The following is a 16,355-nucleotide window of genomic DNA, read 5'->3' on the forward strand; positions in this document are numbered from 1 at the left end:
GCGGAGTTTCATCATGAAATCCATACTCGTTGCCGCGCTGCTCGCCGCGCTGTCTGCTTCCGCCGCCGCACCCGCGTTCGCCAGCGGCTATGGTCCGGCACCCTTCTATCGACCATCGGCCGGTGCACCGGCTTCGCAACGCGGGCAAAGCGCGCAAACCGTCGCGGCGGCCGCCGATGAAGCCGCCGGCCCGCAAGCGGCCTATGGCGGCGTGGTTTCCGGTCATTCCGAATCAGGCGCCCGGGTCGCGGTTGCACCGCACGACGGCCTCTACGCGCGTCATTGAAACGCGCCGCCGGCCGCGGCACGGGCCCGGCCGGCGCGCGATGACAATGTCGGTACGATGGGCTTTACCCGCCAGCCGGCCGGCCGCGCCGATCTCTGGCATGCTTGTGGCATCGCATCCGCAACGGCGAACCAACCCACCGGCGAGTGGCGCGGCGCCACTGACGAAAAGGATTGAAATGACGACGCAAACCGAAACCGCCATTCTGGCCGGCGGCTGCTTCTGGGGCATGCAAGACCTGCTGCGACGCTACCCAGGCGTGCTGTCCACGCGCGTGGGCTACACCGGCGGCGACGTGCCGAATGCCACGTACCGCAACCACGGCACGCACGCGGAAGCGCTCGAGGTCGTGTTCGACCCCAACCAGATCAGCTATCGCCAGATCCTGGAGTTTTTCTTCCAGATTCACGATCCGACGACGAAGAACCGCCAGGGCAACGACGTTGGAATGAGCTACCGCTCGGCCATCTTCTATCTGGACGACGAGCAGAAGCGCGTGGCCGCGAACACCATCGCCGACGTCGACGCATCGGATCTGTGGCCCGGCAAGGTCGTCACCGAGGTGGTGCCCGCGGGCCCGTTCTGGGAAGCCGAACCGGAACATCAGGACTATCTGGAGCGTATTCCCAACGGATACACGTGCCACTTCGTCCGGCCGGACTGGAAGCTGCCCCAGCGCGGCTGAAGATGCAATCACGCGCCCACGGTCGACACCGCCGTCGCGCAAAAAACAGAAGCCCACAGACGAGGTCTGTGGGCTTCTTTTATTGGCAAAGCGCCTGACGCGGAGACGGCTTGCGCGACCGTCCCCAGCGCGCCGCTCACTCCCCGTTCTGCACCGCTTTGACGAGATTGTTGCGCAGCGTCACGATCGCCTTCTGCACTTTCGCGAACTCGTCCGGCGCAAGGCCGGTCGCTTCGAGGAGGTTCATGCTCAGGCCTTTTTCACGCAAGCGCCGACCGTTTTTTGTCAGGCCGACCAGTACCTGGCGCTCGTCGTTGGGGTCGCGCTGCCTTTCCACATAACCCGCCGCCTCCAGCTTCTTCAGGATCGGCGTGAGCGTGTTGGATTCGAGGAAGAGCTTCTCGCCCAGACTGCTGACGGTCTGGTTGTCTTCCTCCCACAGCGCAATGATGGTGATGTACTGCGTATAGGTCAGGCCGAGTTCTTCGAGAATCGGCTTGTATGCCTTGCCGAACGCGAGGTTCGCGGAATAGACCGCGAAGCATAGGAAGTCGGACAGTTTCACATTCGCGGCGGCTGACTGGTCGGTCGATTTCATCTGCATCCTCGTGGCGCATAGGCCGAAGCCTCGTGGATGCCATTATATATCGCATGCGATTACATCGCAATCGCTGCAAATCCGGGGGCGGCACTTCCGCGGATCCGGTCAGTCCCATTTGTTCAGGCAGGCCTGGCAGGCGCGGCGGCGCCTTGAGCATGCCGCCGCCGTGTCCCCGGCACCAAAGCTCGAAGCGCTACGACCTCAGGCGGCCGCGCCGACCTGCGCCCGCTGCGTGCCGAGCGCCTGCACAACCGCTTGCACCACCCGCTCGACGCCCGGCCAGTTTCGCGCGTGCTCGCCCGCCACATACTGCTCGGGCGACACGCTGCGATACGGCGGCGGATAACCCCAGATGGCATCGTGCCGGTCGGGCCTCGTCACGCTGCCACCGAGCACGGCGACGGTCGGACGGCGAAACGCGGCCGCGACGTGCAACAGCATGGACGAGTTCGTCAGCACCACGCCGGCCTCTTCGGTGAGGGCGAACATGATGCGCATCGGCACCTGGCCGGCGAGCGAGCGCACCGGCACGCGCGGCCCCGCCGCGGCGATCGCCTCGGCGGCGCGCGTTCGATCCGCTTCGCTGCCGACGATCACGATATCGCACGCGTCACCGTTTCTTTCGAGCGTCTGCGCGATCTGGGCGAGTGCCGCGCCGACCTGACGGGCGTCCCATGCCTTGGTCGGCACCCCGGCCCCGACACCGACAATCAGCCGCACGGTGCGCCGCCCCGGCACGTTGCCCGCATTCCAGAGTTGCGCGGCCGTGGCACGCTCGTCGTCGGTCAGAAACAGCTGCGGGCGCGCTTCCGGCAGCACCGTCGCGCCCAGCAGCTCGCCCTGTGCGAGCGCGGCGCGTCCGCATTGCCGGGCGGCGAACTCGATATACGACTGACACCCGCTCCAGCCGCCGCGATAACCACGCACGCCGATGCGATAACGCACACCCGTGCGCATCATCAGCAGCGCGCCCATGTAGCTGCCGAGCACGTCGATACCGACATCGAAGCCGTCGTGCGCGCGCAGCGCCGCGACCTGTGGGGACTTCCACAGAAAACGCAACACGTTGCCGTGCGAGCGGTCCTCGACCAGCTTGTTATTCCAGGGCGCGTCGATCTCCACGATCTCGTCGACGAACGGATTGTTCTCGAGAATCGGACGCCCCCAACTGCCCACGCCCGCGATCAGGCGTGTGGTCGGAAAGCGTGCGCGCAGCGCTTCGAAAAGGGGTGTAGTGGTAAGCAGTTCGCCGAAATCGTTCGGGCGCAGCACGAGAATCTCGCGCGGCGTGTCGCGATGCGGGTCGAACCGTGGACGGTGGAACCGGCCGAACATCCAGACCGGCGCTTCGATCAGCAGGCTTTTCCAACCCATTGCGTCTCCCATGCGGCAGAGGGTGATCGCCGTCGCCGCGCAACGAGCGCGGCGGCTGGCGGCCCGGGCGCGCATGGCGGTGCGCCGCAGGCGCCGCCCGGATATCGCTCCGATTGTGCATGCTTGCCGCCCCGCGCTCTGTGCCCGCCCGTACAGAGCCGCGGAGTGAAACCTCCCTGTCAGCAGCTCTCGACCACCCGGCGATTGGCACGTCCGGCGAACACCAGCATGAGGCCGGCCGCGGCCAGCATCGCGCCGGCGATCGGTACGGCCGTGTAGCCCAAACCGGCCGAAATCACCGCGCCGCCGGCAGCGGCGCCCAACGCATTGCCGAGATTGAACGCCCCCACGTTCACCGACGACGCGAGCCCCGGCGCGTCGGCTGCCGCGTGCATCACGCGGATCTGCACCGGCGGCACAATCGCGAACGTGGCCGCGCCCCATACGAGCATGCCGATCAACGCACCCACGTGGCTGGTCAGAACCAACGGCAGCGCCACCATGATGACCGCCAGCGCGCCGAGAAACAGCTTCGTGCTGCCGTCGAGCGACCAGTCGGCGAGCCGTCCACCCAGGCCGTTGCCGATCGTGAAGCCGATGCCGATCAGCACCAGCGCGATCGTGACGAAGCCCGCGGACGCGCCGGTCATATTCTCGAGCACCGGCGCCACATACGTGTACAGCGTGAACATCGCGCCGGCGCCCATGACGGTGGTGGCGAGCGCCATCAGCACTTCAGGTCGCCTCAGCACCCGCAACTCGCGGCGGATGTCCGGCATCTTGCCCGCGTCGCCGCGCGGCAGCGCAACGGCCAGTGCGGCAATCGCCAGCACCCCGAGCCCCGCGGTGCCGGCAAACGCCATGCGCCAGCCGATCTGCTGACCGATCCAGGTCGCGGCCGGCACGCCGCCAATGTTGGCGATCGTCAGCCCCATGAACATGGTGGCGACCGCGCTCGCGCGCTTCTCGCGCGGCACGAGGTTCGCGGCGACCACTGAGCCGATGCCGAAGAACGCGCCGTGATTCAGGCTCGTGACAAGGCGCGCGGCGAGCAGCGTCCAGTAGCCGGGCGCCATGGCCGACAGCAGATTGCCGAGAACGAAGATCGACATGAGCGCGATCAGCGCTTTTTTCGCGCGCAGCCTGCCGAAGGCGAGCGTCATCAACGGCGCGCCCAGCATGACGCCGAGCGCATAGGCGCTGATCAGCAGGCCGGCGGCGGGAATCGACACGCCCACGCCGTGCGCGATCACGGGCAACAAGCCCATTGGCGCGAATTCGGTCGTGCCGATGCCGAATGCGCCGACAGCCAGGGCCAGCAGTGCCCAGGTTGGTTTCATGCCTGTTCTCCGTCCAGATAGTGCAAGCGACGGATTGTCCAGTAGTGGGCACCTGACAAACACCCTTGCGCAGGCAATTGAATATTGCCCGCGAGGCACGAATGCCGCTTCACGTCGGGCGTCGGGACCCGGGCACGTGGCGTGCTTCCCCGTACCCTGGTGGAAGCCGACCATTCGACAGACACGTTAGACAGACAACCAGGAGCCGACAATGAAAGCAACAACACTCATCAGTGGGTGGCGGCCGTGACCAGTTGCAGGGGCGTTTCGATCGCCCTCGACAATTCGCTCTGCTTCTTCTGCTCGGTCACGGCCTTCAATGCCACGTCGACGCCGAATATCGCTTGGCGCGCGGCGAACTGATTGATCGTGGCGAGCACGCGGCCATCCGCGAGCAAGGGTTTGATCGCATCGATATCGTTGTAGCCGGTGACGTAGACGCCGCCCGTTCTGCCCGCGTCGCGAATCGCGTCGACCGCGCCCATGGCCATGTTGTCGTTGCCGCACAGCAAGCCGCGAATCTGCGGATGTTCGCTGAGCATCTTCGAGGCGACGTCCCGGCCCTTGCCGTACTCCCATTCGCCCGACTGAACGGCGACGATAACGATGCCCGCCGCCTTCATGGCGTCCCTGCAGCCTTGCGTGCGTTGCTGTGCATTGCGATCGGCCGGGCTGCCCTCGATGATGCCCACCTGATCGCCCGCATTGAGCTTGCCCGCCAGGTAAGTGCCGACCTGCTGCGCGCCCTTGCGATTGTTCGGCCCGACGAACGGCACGGAGATACCGGCCGCGTCCTGCGAGTCGTCATCGAGCGGATTGTCGATGGCGATCACAATGATGCCCGCCTTGATCGCGCGCGCGACCACCGCGGTCAACGCCTTCGAATCGGTCGGAGCGACGACGATCGCGTTCATCTTCGCCTTGATCAGCTCCTCGACCATGCGGATCTGTCCTGCGGTATCGCTTTCGGTGGCCGTTGCGCGCACCGTCAAACCGAATTGCGACGCGAAATGCTGTTGATAGTCCAGCGCGGCGCTCGCCATCGCCACGGTAAACGGATCGGTCTGCGACTTCAGCACGAGCGCGATCTTGAGCTTGCCGCCCGGCGCGGCCACGGCGCTCGCCGTGCCGCTCATGCCGGCGACGGCCAACGCGCCGGCAAGCAACACGCGACGGCGCATCCCCCGGAAGGACTTCCTTCGGGGCGTCTTCTGTGTCATCGAATCTCTCCCTCTGGGGCGGCCCGACGAATGGCCGCACCGCATTCGGATGAAAGCCGATCGATACGCCGGCCGCGCTGCGGTCTGCCGATCATCGATCGCCCTTGAGCGCCAGCAAACGCGCTGCGATTTCGCCGAACAGCGGCCGGCTTTCGATCGCCTCGCTCAAGCAATTGTCCTTCAACTCGACGAGGCGCGCCGCCGTGTCCGACTGCGAGTCCAGCCAGTGGCATCGTTCGAGCAACTCTTCGAGCAGACAGCCATATGCCCTGACTTCGAGGCGCTCGAGCGCCGTGCCGGTGTTCCGATCGCCGGGCGCATAGAAAGACGCCGCGCCGAAATCTCCCAGCAACGCGCGCCCTTGCCCGCCATACAGAATGTTGTGTGCGTACAGGTCACCGTGCATGATGCCTTGCTCATGCAGATGATGCGCCGCCGCGGCCATACCGTATGCAATACCCAATGCCGAGGCCGGATCGAAGCGTGTGTCGGCGCCATAGACATCGCGCGTGCAGGATTCGAGGCTCGGAGGACCGGCAAGGTTTCTGAATTGCGGATCGATCAGCTCCATCACGAGGCCGTGCGTGCCCGCCGGATGGTCCTGCACTTTTCCGGCCACCGGGATCAGGTTCGGATGATCGCCCGCGCGGATGCAGGCCGCCATCTCGCAGTCCGGCAGGCCGTCGCTCGTGACCGCACCCTTGAACAGTTTCACCGCGACCGCGCGGGACGCGCCGTGCCGATCCGCAAGCTGCGCGCGATAGATGACACCGGAGGCGCCTTCACCCAACGGCGCTTCCAGCTTCAGTGCATGCCATGCAACCGCGGCGCTCGGCGTGTCGCTCAGCGCCGCCGCCTCGAACGCTTCGCTGAACCGATTACCGGCGTACGCCAGCCACGACAGCCGCGGCAAACGCAGCAACCAGGCAGGCAAGCCGTCGAGCTGATTCGCCGCGAGACGCAGCAATTCGAGCCGCGAGCAGGCGCCCAACTCCTCGGGAAGCGTGCGCAGACGGTTGCCCGCCAGCATCAGTTTTTGCAATTGCGCACAACCGCCGATTTCGGCGGGCAACGCCTCGATCTCATTGTCCGTGAGGATCAGCCAGCGCAGTTGCGATGGAAGCGCTGTGCCGGACACCTGCCGAATGCGGTTTGCCTTGAAGCCGACCATGCTCAATTGCGAGCATTGCCCCAGCACTTCCGGCAACTGCGTGAACGGGTTGTCTGAGGCGAAGAGAATGCGCAACTTGCCGAGGCGCGGCAAATCGTCGGGAAGCGTCGACAGTGCGTTGCCCGACAGGTCGAGAACTTCGAGCGTGTCGGCCAGATCGAATATCTCGCGCGGAAATTCGGTCAGCCCGCATGCCAGTTTGAGCCGGCGCGCGCCTGCGAGTCGTCCGGCCCGTAGTTGTTCAAGTGTCGTCGTCACAGTCGTAGGGGAAATGTCCGGTTGCCGGTGCGCTTCGTGTCGAAGGTATCAATTCTACTGAGTCGCGCGCCTCGCGCGAAAACGGTTGTACAGTGACGCATCGTCCGCGCGCCCTTCAGGCCGGCAACCCGGATACGGTTGACCGTTCGCAAGGAACCGGACCGCAAGATTCGGAGCGCCTTCAGAGCGGGCAAGGCTCACACTGCAGGATATCGGCGCGCTTGCCGCGCGCATTCGCAGAACCGCCTTGCAGCAACTGCGCCTCCAACCCGTCAGGAGCAAGCAAAGTGACATACGCGTACAAGCTGATGGACTCGCCCGTCGGCCAGTTGAAACTCGTTGCGAACGGCGAGCGCCTCGCCGCCATTCTGTGGGAGAACGACAAGCCGAACCGGGTGCGTCTCGCCGCGTTGGTCGAAGCCAATGACCGGCCCGTTCTGATCGACACCGAACGGCAGTTGAACGAATATTTCGCCGGCACGCGGCGCGCATTCGACCTTCCGCTTGCATTCCAGGGCACGGACTTCCAGAAGCAGGTCTGGGCCGCGCTGTTGACCATACCGTTCGGCCAGACGCGCAGCTACGCGGAAATCGCCGTGCAGATCGGCAACGTCAACGCGGTGCGCGCGGTTGGCGCGGCGAACGGCAGAAACCCGATCTCCATCGTGGCGCCGTGCCACCGGGTGATCGGCGCATCGGGTGCATTGACCGGCTTTGCCGGCGGATTGGCGAACAAGATGTTTCTGTTGTCGCTCGAGGCCGGCCAGACATCGCTCGAAGCGGAAACGGACAGGCAAACCGAGATGTTCGCGTTCGAAGCAATGAAGAAGGTCGAGACTCAGGCCACATCCGACGCCCCGACGAAACCCGCACGCCACGCGCCGAGCCGCGGCACACAAAGTTCGCTGTTCGGGAATTGACCGCAGGCATGCTGCGCTTGCGCACCGGGTGCGCTGCGCAGCGTTGCTCGCTTCGTACCAGGTCACGTTGCCGTGCGCATAAAGCACCTATCCTTAAGAGGCCCGTTGGGCGTCAACAGGAGGAAGACATGCGCATGCTCCTTAACATACGAATCCCGCACGAACCGTTCAACACCATGGTGCGTGAAGGCACCGTCGGACCCGTGATCGGGAAAATCCTGGAAGAGATAAAACCGGAGGCCGTCTATTTCACCGAGCAGGACGGCGCGCGCGGGGCGGTGCTGGTGGTCGATATCGACAACGCATCGTCGATTCCCGCCCTCGCGGAGCCATGGTTTCTGAAATTCAATGCCGACTGCGAAATCCGTATTGCGATGTTGCCGCAAGACCTGAAAGAAGCCGGGCTGGAGAATCTTGGCTCGAAATGGAAGTAGGAGATGTCGTCGGCGGTTCTCCGACAGCACCGTCGATGGCTATGCAAATCAAGATGCACTGATTGTCGCGCCGCGCTCAGCCCAGTTCGAACGACGTCACGCCGAACACACGTTCAATCGCAATTGCCGGCGGTGCCTGCGTGTACATGCGCGCGGTTTCGAACACGCTCGTCATGCCGTGCCGCTCGGCCAATGCCACCGCACTTGCGTTGATCTCCGGCGCGTCGAAGAAGAACACTTCGCCCGGAACGCCCGACGTCAACGCAGAGAACAGATGGCCGGCAATCTCGCCGTTGTCGGCGAACAGCGGGCCGATCTTGTTGCCGCTCCGGCAACGCCGCAATACGCCGTAGCCTACAACCGTGCCGTCGCGCACCGCGACTCGTGCGATCGCATCAGGCTGCGCGAGCCAGTTGGCGAGAAAGCGCTCGCGCGCGGCGGGAAAGCATTGCCGGTCGTAGTGGCTCAGCGCGTCGAGGGGCAGCGCCGAGGCATTCAGCAAGTCCGCATGCGGCTCGCCATGGGCACTGCCTTGCGCCGCCACGCCCTGAAAGCGGATGTTGCGATACGCAAGCTGAAATCCGGACTTCCTGTAATTCGCCTGCTGGGCGACCACGCCATCCAGACCGACATTGCGGCCTCGCAGGTAGTCCATCCCGTGCCGCCAGACGTGCATGCCGAAGCCGCGGCCGCGAAACGCTTCCTTCACGATATATAGGCCGATGAAGCCAAAGTCCTCGCCGTACGCGACAGCGGATAGACACGCCACCGGCTCGCCGCGCCATTCGCCGATGAAGAACCCGTCCGGGTCGGCCGCGTGAAAACAGGCGGCATCGTGCAGACCGGGGTTCCATCCTTCCAGCGCGGCCCACTCCACCGCCAACGCGACCTCGTCGGCCGACATCCTGCGCACGACGAAGCCGTCCTGCCCGTTCAGGTTCGTCATGATCGTTTCGCCCAGTGCTCCTGCAGCATCGCAGCCGCAGCCGTGGCCGCGACCTGGCAGCCGAGCACGATATGCGCCTCGGCCGTATCTTCGATGAAATCGTGGCTCACGCCGCCGATGCTCGGCACGAACATCATGCAGGCCGGCATGCAGCGGGCGATCACCTGCGCGTCGTGCGCGGCGCCGCTCGGCATGCGAATCCACTCGCCGGGCGCGACCGCCTCGGCGGCGCGCGCGAGATGATCCGCGAGCGCGGCGTGCATGGTCACCGGTTGCATCGGTTCGTCGATGGTCGTCAGTTCAACGCGCACCGGGCCTTGCGCATTGAAGGTTCGCACCAGGTCGGCGAGGGCGTGTTCCATGGCCTGCAAGCGCGCGGCGTTGGCGTCGCGAAATTGCAGGTACATCTCGGCCGCGCCGGGCACCACGCTCAGCGAGCCGGGGTCGAGCTCGATGCGGCCCACCGTCCAGACGGTATCGGCATCCGCGAGTCGCGTGAACGCTTCGTTCATTCTCGGGATGAAGGCGACTAGCGCCGCGCCGGCGTCGCGCCGGATCGCCATGGGCGTGGTGCCGGCATGATTGCGCTGGCCAGTGAAGCGCAGCCGCAGTTCGCGAAGCCCGACGATGGTGGTGACGACCCCGATGGACTTGCCCGCCGCCTCCAGCCGGCCACCCTGCTCGATATGCGGTTCGAGATAGGCAACCTGCCGGCCCGGCTCGAACCGGACACGCGGCCGCCCGGCCAGACCCGCGGCTTCGAGCACGTGGTCAAGACGCTGCCCTTCCCGGTTCGTAGCGCTGCGGATCGATTCGTCGACGCTATCGCCCACAAAACTGCGGCTGCCGAGCAAGCCGGAAAACGTGCCCTCTTCATCGATCCACGACGCCACGTCCACCGCGAGATGCCGCGTCTCCTCGTGTTCCGCCAGCGCGCGTGCAATCTCCAGTCCGTAGATCACGCCCATCGCGCCGTCGAGCCAGCCGCCGGTCGGCTGCGTGTCGGTGTGAGAGCCGATCACGAGCGCGGGGCCGCTCTTGCGCGAGCGCCCGAACACGGTTCCCACGCCGTCGATAACGGCGTCGAGCCCCGCTTCCGACATGCGGCCAGCCAGCCATTCGCGCGACGCCAGGTCCACCGGCGACAGCGCCAACCGGACGACGCCTGGACCCGTGGCGCCGAAACCGCGCAGCCGTTTGAGATCGGTCAGCAACCGGTCCGGATCGATCTTTACCACGTGCTCATCTCCTTTGATTGTGGGTTCAAACTGCCAGCGAAGCGACGAGGTCGAGTCAGTCTCCGCGCATGGCACCGCGACATGCCATGCGCGGCCAATCGCTCGCGTCGCGGCTCGCGGCGCGTATTCAAACGGCACGGGAGCCAAGCGTGCTCCTCGCATCGCTCGTCACGGACCCGACCGTCGAGACTGGCGCGCCGGTTGCGTTGTCTGCGCATGATAGCCGCGGGCACCCAAAACTTCACGAACCGCGCCGTGCGCTCAGAAGCGGGCGAAAAAAGCGCGCGCCGCCGCCATGCAGAACGACGCGACCAGGTCGCCGTGATAGGACCGCAATACTGCCGACGCCCCGCCGTCGGCCGCGCCGTCGGCCACGGCCTCACTCGCGAGCTCCGCCTTCGCGCTCGCGAAACCCTGCTTGATGGGCGCGTACGGATCGCCGGGCCCGGCGACCGCGGAATCCACATCCAGCACGGTCGTGAGCCCCGCGGGCACCTTGGCGTTCTGCCAGTACGCCTGCTCGATGCGCGCATTGAAGAAGAACACCGTGGGATCGGACTGGCCGCCGCACAAAAGAACCGGCGCACGCGGCAACCAGTTGCGCAAATCGTTGCGCTTGAACGCCTGGCGCAGCGGATGCAGCGGATTCGTGGCCGGCTCCATCGCTGGCGTCGCGTTGGGAAACGCACCGTCGGGATTGGCGGCGGCGTCTTCCAGCAGGGTCAGGCGATAGGCGTTGCGCACGAGGTTGGCCTTGCCGAATCCCGCCGCGAACAGCGGCATCAATACCGGCGGAGTCAAAGGCGGTACCGCGGGCGGCGTCATGGAGGCGAACCGCGGCGTGGGCGGCACGCTGCTGAAGAGTTGCGTCGACGGCAACTTGCCCGAGGCGAACAGCTTGTTGAGCGGCTGCTCGCTCGGCAGCAGCGTCTCGATACCGGACGAGTAGGCGACGTCGTAGAAGTCGCCGGGGCGGCGGTAGATATTCTCGTAGGCACGCTGGTAGCCCGTCACGATCAGCGTCGCGAAGAGCGTCGAGCCGAGGTTGACCGCGCCTTCGATCAGCGCGTCGGCGATGGCCGCGAGTGCGTACGGACCGGAGCCCGGCGCGGACGCGGTCACCTTGACGCCCGCCGCTTGCAGCGCGCGATGCGTCGCCAGGGCAACGAAGCCGCCTTGCGAATAGCCGGTGACGAATAGCTTGCCGTTCTCGCCTGCGCTTCTGTCCGGCTTCAATTCGGCTAACGCGAGGCGCGCCGCCTGCAGCGAATCGATCATATCGGCGGATTGCTGGTCGGCGTTCAGATAGGGGTGGTACGGCAGGTCGGAGCCGGCGTAGCCCGCATAGTTGGTCGCCACGACGATATAGCCTTGCGCCGCATACATGGCGGCGACGCTGATGCCTTCCCCGGCGCCGTCGCCGTTGGCCGGATCCGTCAGCGTGATGTCGGCGAGGTTGTAGTTGCGATACGCGGTGGTGCCGTGTGCGTAGAGCATCAGCGGACGGGGTCCGCCGCATGTCGCCGACGCTCCCGTCGGGATCATCAGCGCGCCGCTCGCGTTGGTCGGCTCGCCCGCGCCGCCGACGGTCCGGTAGCGAAAGCTGACGATCTCGACGCCGCACCTGGGCTGGCCGGCAATCCGCGCGAGGCGCCGGCCACCCGCGCTGGAAGCGAGCAGCGCCGAAAACGCCGGTGCGCTCAGCGTTGCCGAGACGTGGTGGTCGAGAAGCTGGCCGCGCGCATTGCATCCTTCGTTGCAACTGGAGCCGGCCTCAGCGGTAACACCCATGCCTGACATGGAACATGCCAGCAGCCCGAGGGCGGCGTTTCGCATCGCTACAGACATGTGAGGCTCCGGCTTGTTGGTGTCGACGAAAAGTGGGCGGCCTTCCAGAGTGAGACGAGTATAGGTAAACGGAGCGGCGCGCCGCCAGCGTGAACGGTCTGCACCTGTGCAGGCGTCATCTTGATGAGAATCGCGCGGGCAAGCAGCTTGCCGGCGTCTTCGCCGGCTCAGCGCGATGCGTCGTCGGCGCGTGCCGGCAACGCTTCGGCTGCCGGAGGAAACGGCTTCAGGAACGGCGATGTATCCGACCTGCAGGAGCCGTTCGCGCGATCGACGGTCGATACGCTGCGAAGCACGTCGGCGTCGCGCTCGGTGAACGCGACATGTGTGTGAATGGGGCGGCGCCGGGCGGCGTCGAAACCGGCCTGCCGGACCTCACGAAGACCGGCGCGGGGTGCCGGGGGACGCCGGGCAAGGCAGGCGACCGCTCAGCGCGGCGCCCCGCCTCGCGGGCGGCAGGCGGGTGCGCCGCCTACTTCCACAAGGTGCGGCCGAAAAACGTCAGCGTGCGATCCCACGCCATTTGCGACCACACCGGATCGAACTGCGTTCTCGCAATACGGCCCGGGCCGACGGCCTGTTCGTTGGCGAACCCGTGGTGCGCGAGATAACGGTGGAACTCGACGTCCACATTCACGCCCTTCAGTTTGCTTTCCAGTGCATCGACCGTTTCTGCCGTGAAAAACTCGTCTTGCGTGGCCCAATGACCGATCAGCGGCACCTTGATTTTCGACGGGTCGACATACTCCAGCGGAGGAAAGCCGTACCAGACCACCCCGGCCGACACTTCGGGAACATTGCACAGCGCGAGCAAGGTCAGCGCGCCACCCATGCAAAAGCCCGTCACGCCGACCTTTGCCGCAGACTGCTTCAGATACTGGGCCGCGCCGCGCACATCCTGCGTGGCCGCGTCGCCGAAATCGAGCCCGTCGAGCAGATGGTGAGCCTCCGCCTCTTCCACCGTGGTCTTACCGCGAAAGAGATCGGGCACCAGCGCCAGATAACCGGCCTGCGCGAGCCGGTCCGCCACGCCGCGAATCTGGTCGTTCACGCCCCACCACTCCTGAATCACGACGATGCCGGGCGCGCCCTCCAGCTTCTGCGGCTTGGCCAGATAGCCCTGGATCTGCTGGCCATCGGGGCGGCTGAACGTGATCATCGAACCTGCTGCCTGTGTCATGAGTTGCTCCTCGAAGTAGACGAAGCCGCTAGCATAGCGCCAGTGCGGACGGTTCTGCTGACTCGGCGCCAGCGCAGCCCGATCGGTGCGATCAGTAGGATTTGTAGGGAAGAAATTTGCCGCTCAGCACCACCTTGACGCGATCGCCGTTCGGATTCGGCTCACGCTCGATATCCATCGAAAAGTCGATCGCGCTCATGATGCCGTCGCCGAACTCCTCGTGGATCAGCTCCTTGATCGTCGTGCCGTACACGCTCACGATCTCGTACCAGCGATAGATCAGCGGATCGGTCGGGACCGCCGTCGGCAGCGAGCCCTTGTACGGGACGATTTGCAGCCAGGCGGTCTCCTCGTCGGTGAGGTCGAACAGTTCGCGAGCGACGGCGGCCTGCTTCGCGTCGAGCGTCATCTGGCCGAGCATCGCCGCGGTCGTCCACTCCTTGCTGCGGCCGATCTTCTCGGCGATTTCCCCCCAGCTCAGCTTGCTTCTGACTTTCGCGGCGATGATTTTCTTCGTGACGTCGTGGCGATCCATGATGTAGTCCTCCGTAAAGGTGTCGGGTGATGCGCGCATGAGAGCCGTTCGGCGATAGTACTCAAGACGAAATCAGCGCGCTCGCCCTGGCAAGCCGCGCGTTATGCCGCCGCCGTCGCAACGCGCGGCCACGGTCGCCCTGCCCGCTAGAATCGCTCGACCACGCCGAACTGCACGCCCGCGACCGGCGCGCCTGGATAGGCGACCGGCAGCCCGGTCACGTTGACGCCGCGCAGGGTGAAGCTGGCGTCGTCGTGATTCGACAGATAGGCTGCGCTGAAATAGAACAGCAAGGTGGCAGACACGTTATATTCGACCGCCAGGCTAAACTGATCGGCGCTCGCGCCCGCACCGGTAAAGTCGCGCACGTGCGCATAGCCCACGGACGCGCGCGCATTCGAAGAAAAGCTGTATTGCGCCGAAAGCGCCCCACCCGCGCCGTGATAGAGCGGCGTGCCGCCCTCGCCATTGAAGAAGGCGAGCCACACACGCACTTTGTCGACCGCGTACGTCGCGCCGCCGAGATTCGCCCGCAGCGCGCCCGCGCCGTGGGTCTGCTGGCGCGCGTAGAGCAGCCTGAGTTCGTCGATCTGATAGGCGGCGGTAACGTAGTAGCCGTCGATGCCGTTGCCATCGCTCTCCGACGGATCACGCGTGGCCATCATGACGGTGCCACTGAATCCTGCCACGAGCGGCGAGAGATACGCGATTGCGTTACTGGCGTAGGGCGTGATCTTCGAGAAGTTGTTGAGTCCGGACGCGATCGTGCCGGCGCCGAATGCATCGAGATCGCCCTTGAACGGGATATAGATCGGCGAGTATTGCCGGCCGAAACGCATCTCGCCCCACGCGCTTCGCGCGCCGATCCACGCCTGGCGGTTGAATAACAGACCGGGACTCTGGAGCGTGCCGTCGGCCGAGCTAAAGCCGTTTTCCAGTGTGAACACCAGATCGGTGCCGGCCCCGATCGGCTCGCTGCCGCGCAAGCCGATCCGCGAGCCGCGATAGGCTCCCGAGTCCAGCCGCGGCGTCCAGCCGGAGCCCGGATCGGTTATTTCGAGGCTGGTGTCCAGCAAGCCGTACAGCGTGACCGAGCCCGAACCCGCGTTCGGTGCCGCCAGGCTCTGCGCGCAACACAGCAGCGCCACGCCGCCGGCGCCTGCGCACCGGACCACGCGGCGGACCCACGTGGCGACGTGCGCTACCGGCGCCCGTGTTCGTGGCGGCTCATTGAGTGAAGATCTCGCGGCGCTGACCAGATGAACTCCTCCATGCGGACGTCCAACGTGCGTTCCTGACACGATCAGCTGTCGTGTTCAGACAGGTCGCTCGTCAGTCCAGCGTCGAAACATAACAGACCTGAGCCGGTTTGCAATTTTCGTCTCCATGATCCGGAGCGGCGAGGCGCGCCGCGTCGGCGCTCGCCGCGGTTCACCCGGTCCGCACGCCGGCGTGACGCATCGTCCTTCACGCGCCGCCCGTGTTTTTCCACCTGCCTCAATGCGTCCCGTACTCGTCGTGGCGGCGCCACCAGACACCCGCTTCATTGCGTCCCTTGGGTGCGCGGTCGAGCCATTGATACATGCCCCACAATGCATCCACGCCGCGCCCATACGTGGAATACGTGTGATACACGACACCGTCTTCGAGTACGAACGCGCTCATGCCGGGCCTGTCGAGCGAGTACGTCGGCGCATCGGTGCCGCAGGCGGCCGCGAACTCGACGACGGGCGCCGGCGCCGGCAGCGCGTCCATCGCATGGCCGCCGCGCTGGAAGTTGTAGTCGACGCTGCCTTCGCGCTGCTGCTGCTCGGTGAACGAGACATTGACGTCGAAGTTGAAGTCGCTGCCGGCCGAGGACGCCCACGGAAACGTCCATCCCATGCGCCGCTTGTAAGCCTGCAGCTTCGCGAGCGGCGCGCGCGATACCGCCGTCAGCGTGACATCGTGATTCGCGAGGTGGACAACCGAGCCGTCGAAGCCGTCCGCGACCGCCGAACACGACGGACAGCCCGCCGTGTAGTCGGGGCCGAACATGAAGTGATAGACGAGCAACTGCGAGCGTCCGCCAAAGAGGCCGGCCAGCGAGACGCTTCCGTCGTCGGTCTCGAACCGGTATGCCTTGTCGACGCGGACCCAGGGCAGCGCTTGCCGCTGCCGGGCCAGTTCGTCGCTCTGCCGCGTGAGCGCCTTTTCGGCTTCGAGCAATTCGAGCCGCGCTGCAAGCCATGCTTGCCGTGTGCCGATGGGGTGTGTCGTCGCCATGCTTCTCTCCTTGGTTCGGTTCGCTATACGAAATGCGCGCGAAATGCACGCCAG

At 65.6% G+C, this 16,355-nt stretch carries 16 protein-coding genes; 4 read left to right on the top strand and 12 right to left on the bottom strand.

Annotated features, from left to right (window positions below; translation table 11 throughout):
- The first annotated feature begins 13 nt into the window (after positions 1-13).
- Together CJU94_RS26610 and msrA are read left to right on the top strand one after the other, a co-directional pair.
- Positions 14-286: a hypothetical protein gene (locus tag CJU94_RS26610; protein WP_095421618.1), complete on the top strand. Its 273-nt coding sequence runs from the start codon at positions 14-16 to the stop codon at positions 284-286.
- A gap of 178 nt (positions 287-464) precedes the next feature.
- Positions 465-971: a peptide-methionine (S)-S-oxide reductase MsrA gene (gene msrA, locus CJU94_RS26615; protein ID WP_095421619.1), complete on the top strand. Its 507-nt coding sequence runs from the start codon at positions 465-467 to the stop codon at positions 969-971.
- Between the two features lie 136 nt (positions 972-1,107).
- Here the strand turns inward: msrA and CJU94_RS26620 are convergent, their stop codons facing one another.
- The 5 genes from CJU94_RS26620 to CJU94_RS26640 form a co-directional block, all read right to left on the bottom strand.
- Entirely contained in the window at positions 1,108-1,569 is a 462-nt protein-coding gene (locus CJU94_RS26620; RefSeq protein WP_095422809.1) for a MarR family winged helix-turn-helix transcriptional regulator, read from the bottom strand.
- A gap of 204 nt (positions 1,570-1,773) precedes the next feature.
- Positions 1,774-2,946, bottom strand: a complete 1,173-nt coding sequence (locus CJU94_RS26625) for a glycosyltransferase family 9 protein (protein ID WP_095421620.1) — start codon at positions 2,944-2,946, stop codon at positions 1,774-1,776.
- Between the two features lie 179 nt (positions 2,947-3,125).
- Entirely contained in the window at positions 3,126-4,286 is a 1,161-nt protein-coding gene (locus CJU94_RS26630; protein ID WP_095421621.1) for an MFS transporter, read from the bottom strand.
- Between the two features lie 230 nt (positions 4,287-4,516).
- Positions 4,517-5,506 (bottom strand): substrate-binding domain-containing protein, encoded by a 990-nt coding sequence (locus CJU94_RS26635; RefSeq protein WP_095421622.1) that lies wholly within the window; start codon positions 5,504-5,506, stop codon positions 4,517-4,519.
- Positions 5,507-5,597: 91 nt separating this feature from the next.
- Positions 5,598-6,935 (bottom strand): leucine-rich repeat-containing protein kinase family protein, encoded by a 1,338-nt coding sequence (locus CJU94_RS26640; protein ID WP_095421623.1) that lies wholly within the window; start codon positions 6,933-6,935, stop codon positions 5,598-5,600.
- Between the two features lie 287 nt (positions 6,936-7,222).
- On the opposite strand from CJU94_RS26640, the gene CJU94_RS26645 reads away from it, so the two are divergent.
- Together CJU94_RS26645 and CJU94_RS26650 are read left to right on the top strand one after the other, a co-directional pair.
- Positions 7,223-7,855: a methylated-DNA--[protein]-cysteine S-methyltransferase gene (locus CJU94_RS26645; protein WP_095421624.1), complete on the top strand. Its 633-nt coding sequence runs from the start codon at positions 7,223-7,225 to the stop codon at positions 7,853-7,855.
- A 128-nt stretch (positions 7,856-7,983) separates the two neighbouring features.
- Positions 7,984-8,289 carry a panthothenate synthetase gene (locus tag CJU94_RS26650; RefSeq protein ID WP_095421625.1) on the top strand — a complete coding sequence of 102 codons (306 nt, stop codon included), beginning with the start codon at positions 7,984-7,986 and terminating at the stop codon, positions 8,287-8,289.
- A 76-nt stretch (positions 8,290-8,365) separates the two neighbouring features.
- On the opposite strand, the gene CJU94_RS26655 is transcribed toward CJU94_RS26650, so the two are convergent.
- The 7 genes from CJU94_RS26655 to CJU94_RS26690 all read right to left on the bottom strand — a co-directional run bounded on the left by CJU94_RS26655 (position 8,366) and on the right by CJU94_RS26690 (position 16,301).
- Positions 8,366-9,235 (bottom strand): GNAT family N-acetyltransferase, encoded by an 870-nt coding sequence (locus CJU94_RS26655; protein ID WP_095421626.1) that lies wholly within the window; start codon positions 9,233-9,235, stop codon positions 8,366-8,368.
- Positions 9,232-10,473 carry a Zn-dependent hydrolase gene (locus CJU94_RS26660; RefSeq protein ID WP_095421627.1) on the bottom strand — a complete coding sequence of 414 codons (1,242 nt, stop codon included), beginning with the start codon at positions 10,471-10,473 and terminating at the stop codon, positions 9,232-9,234. Before CJU94_RS26660 ends, CJU94_RS26655 begins: the two co-directional genes overlap by 4 nt.
- Positions 10,474-10,734: 261 nt before the next feature.
- Positions 10,735-12,321 (bottom strand): alpha/beta hydrolase family protein, encoded by a 1,587-nt coding sequence (locus tag CJU94_RS26665; protein WP_095421628.1) that lies wholly within the window; start codon positions 12,319-12,321, stop codon positions 10,735-10,737.
- A 472-nt stretch (positions 12,322-12,793) separates the two neighbouring features.
- On the bottom strand, positions 12,794-13,501 hold the full coding sequence (locus tag CJU94_RS26675) for a dienelactone hydrolase family protein (RefSeq protein ID WP_095421630.1): 708 nt from the start codon (positions 13,499-13,501) through the stop codon (positions 12,794-12,796).
- A gap of 91 nt (positions 13,502-13,592) precedes the next feature.
- Entirely contained in the window at positions 13,593-14,036 is a 444-nt protein-coding gene (cynS, locus tag CJU94_RS26680) for a cyanase (protein WP_095421631.1), read from the bottom strand.
- A 146-nt stretch (positions 14,037-14,182) separates the two neighbouring features.
- The gene (locus CJU94_RS26685; protein ID WP_167397575.1) at positions 14,183-15,184 is read right to left on the bottom strand and encodes a porin; all 1,002 of its coding nucleotides are present in this window, start codon (positions 15,182-15,184) and stop codon (positions 14,183-14,185) included.
- Between the two features lie 349 nt (positions 15,185-15,533).
- On the bottom strand, positions 15,534-16,301 hold the full coding sequence (locus tag CJU94_RS26690; protein ID WP_095421633.1) for a DUF899 domain-containing protein: 768 nt from the start codon (positions 16,299-16,301) through the stop codon (positions 15,534-15,536).
- Between the last annotated feature and the right edge of the window lie 54 nt (positions 16,302-16,355).

The organism is Paraburkholderia aromaticivorans, assembly GCF_002278075.1.
Classification (GTDB): domain Bacteria; phylum Pseudomonadota; class Gammaproteobacteria; order Burkholderiales; family Burkholderiaceae; genus Paraburkholderia; species Paraburkholderia aromaticivorans.

Bases quoted from the DNA above. Each gene is read 5' to 3' on its own strand.
- CJU94_RS26655 (WP_095421626.1), bottom strand. From the start codon at position 9,235: ATGACGAACCTGAACGGGCAGGACGGCTTCGTCGTGCGCAGGATGTCG.
- CJU94_RS26635 (WP_095421622.1), bottom strand. From the start codon at position 5,506: ATGACACAGAAGACGCCCCGAAGGAAGTCCTTCCGGGGGATGCGCCGT.
- msrA (WP_095421619.1), top strand. From the start codon at position 465: ATGACGACGCAAACCGAAACCGCCATTCTGGCCGGCGGCTGCTTCTGG.
- CJU94_RS26630 (WP_095421621.1), bottom strand. From the start codon at position 4,286: ATGAAACCAACCTGGGCACTGCTGGCCCTGGCTGTCGGCGCATTCGGC.
- CJU94_RS26665 (WP_095421628.1), bottom strand. From the start codon at position 12,321: ATGTCTGTAGCGATGCGAAACGCCGCCCTCGGGCTGCTGGCATGTTCC.
- CJU94_RS26610 (WP_095421618.1), top strand. From the start codon at position 14: ATGAAATCCATACTCGTTGCCGCGCTGCTCGCCGCGCTGTCTGCTTCC.
- CJU94_RS26675 (WP_095421630.1), bottom strand. From the start codon at position 13,501: ATGACACAGGCAGCAGGTTCGATGATCACGTTCAGCCGCCCCGATGGC.
- cynS (WP_095421631.1), bottom strand. From the start codon at position 14,036: ATGGATCGCCACGACGTCACGAAGAAAATCATCGCCGCGAAAGTCAGA.
- CJU94_RS26690 (WP_095421633.1), bottom strand. From the start codon at position 16,301: ATGGCGACGACACACCCCATCGGCACACGGCAAGCATGGCTTGCAGCG.
- CJU94_RS26620 (WP_095422809.1), bottom strand. From the start codon at position 1,569: ATGAAATCGACCGACCAGTCAGCCGCCGCGAATGTGAAACTGTCCGAC.
- CJU94_RS26625 (WP_095421620.1), bottom strand. From the start codon at position 2,946: ATGGGTTGGAAAAGCCTGCTGATCGAAGCGCCGGTCTGGATGTTCGGC.
- CJU94_RS26650 (WP_095421625.1), top strand. From the start codon at position 7,984: ATGCGCATGCTCCTTAACATACGAATCCCGCACGAACCGTTCAACACC.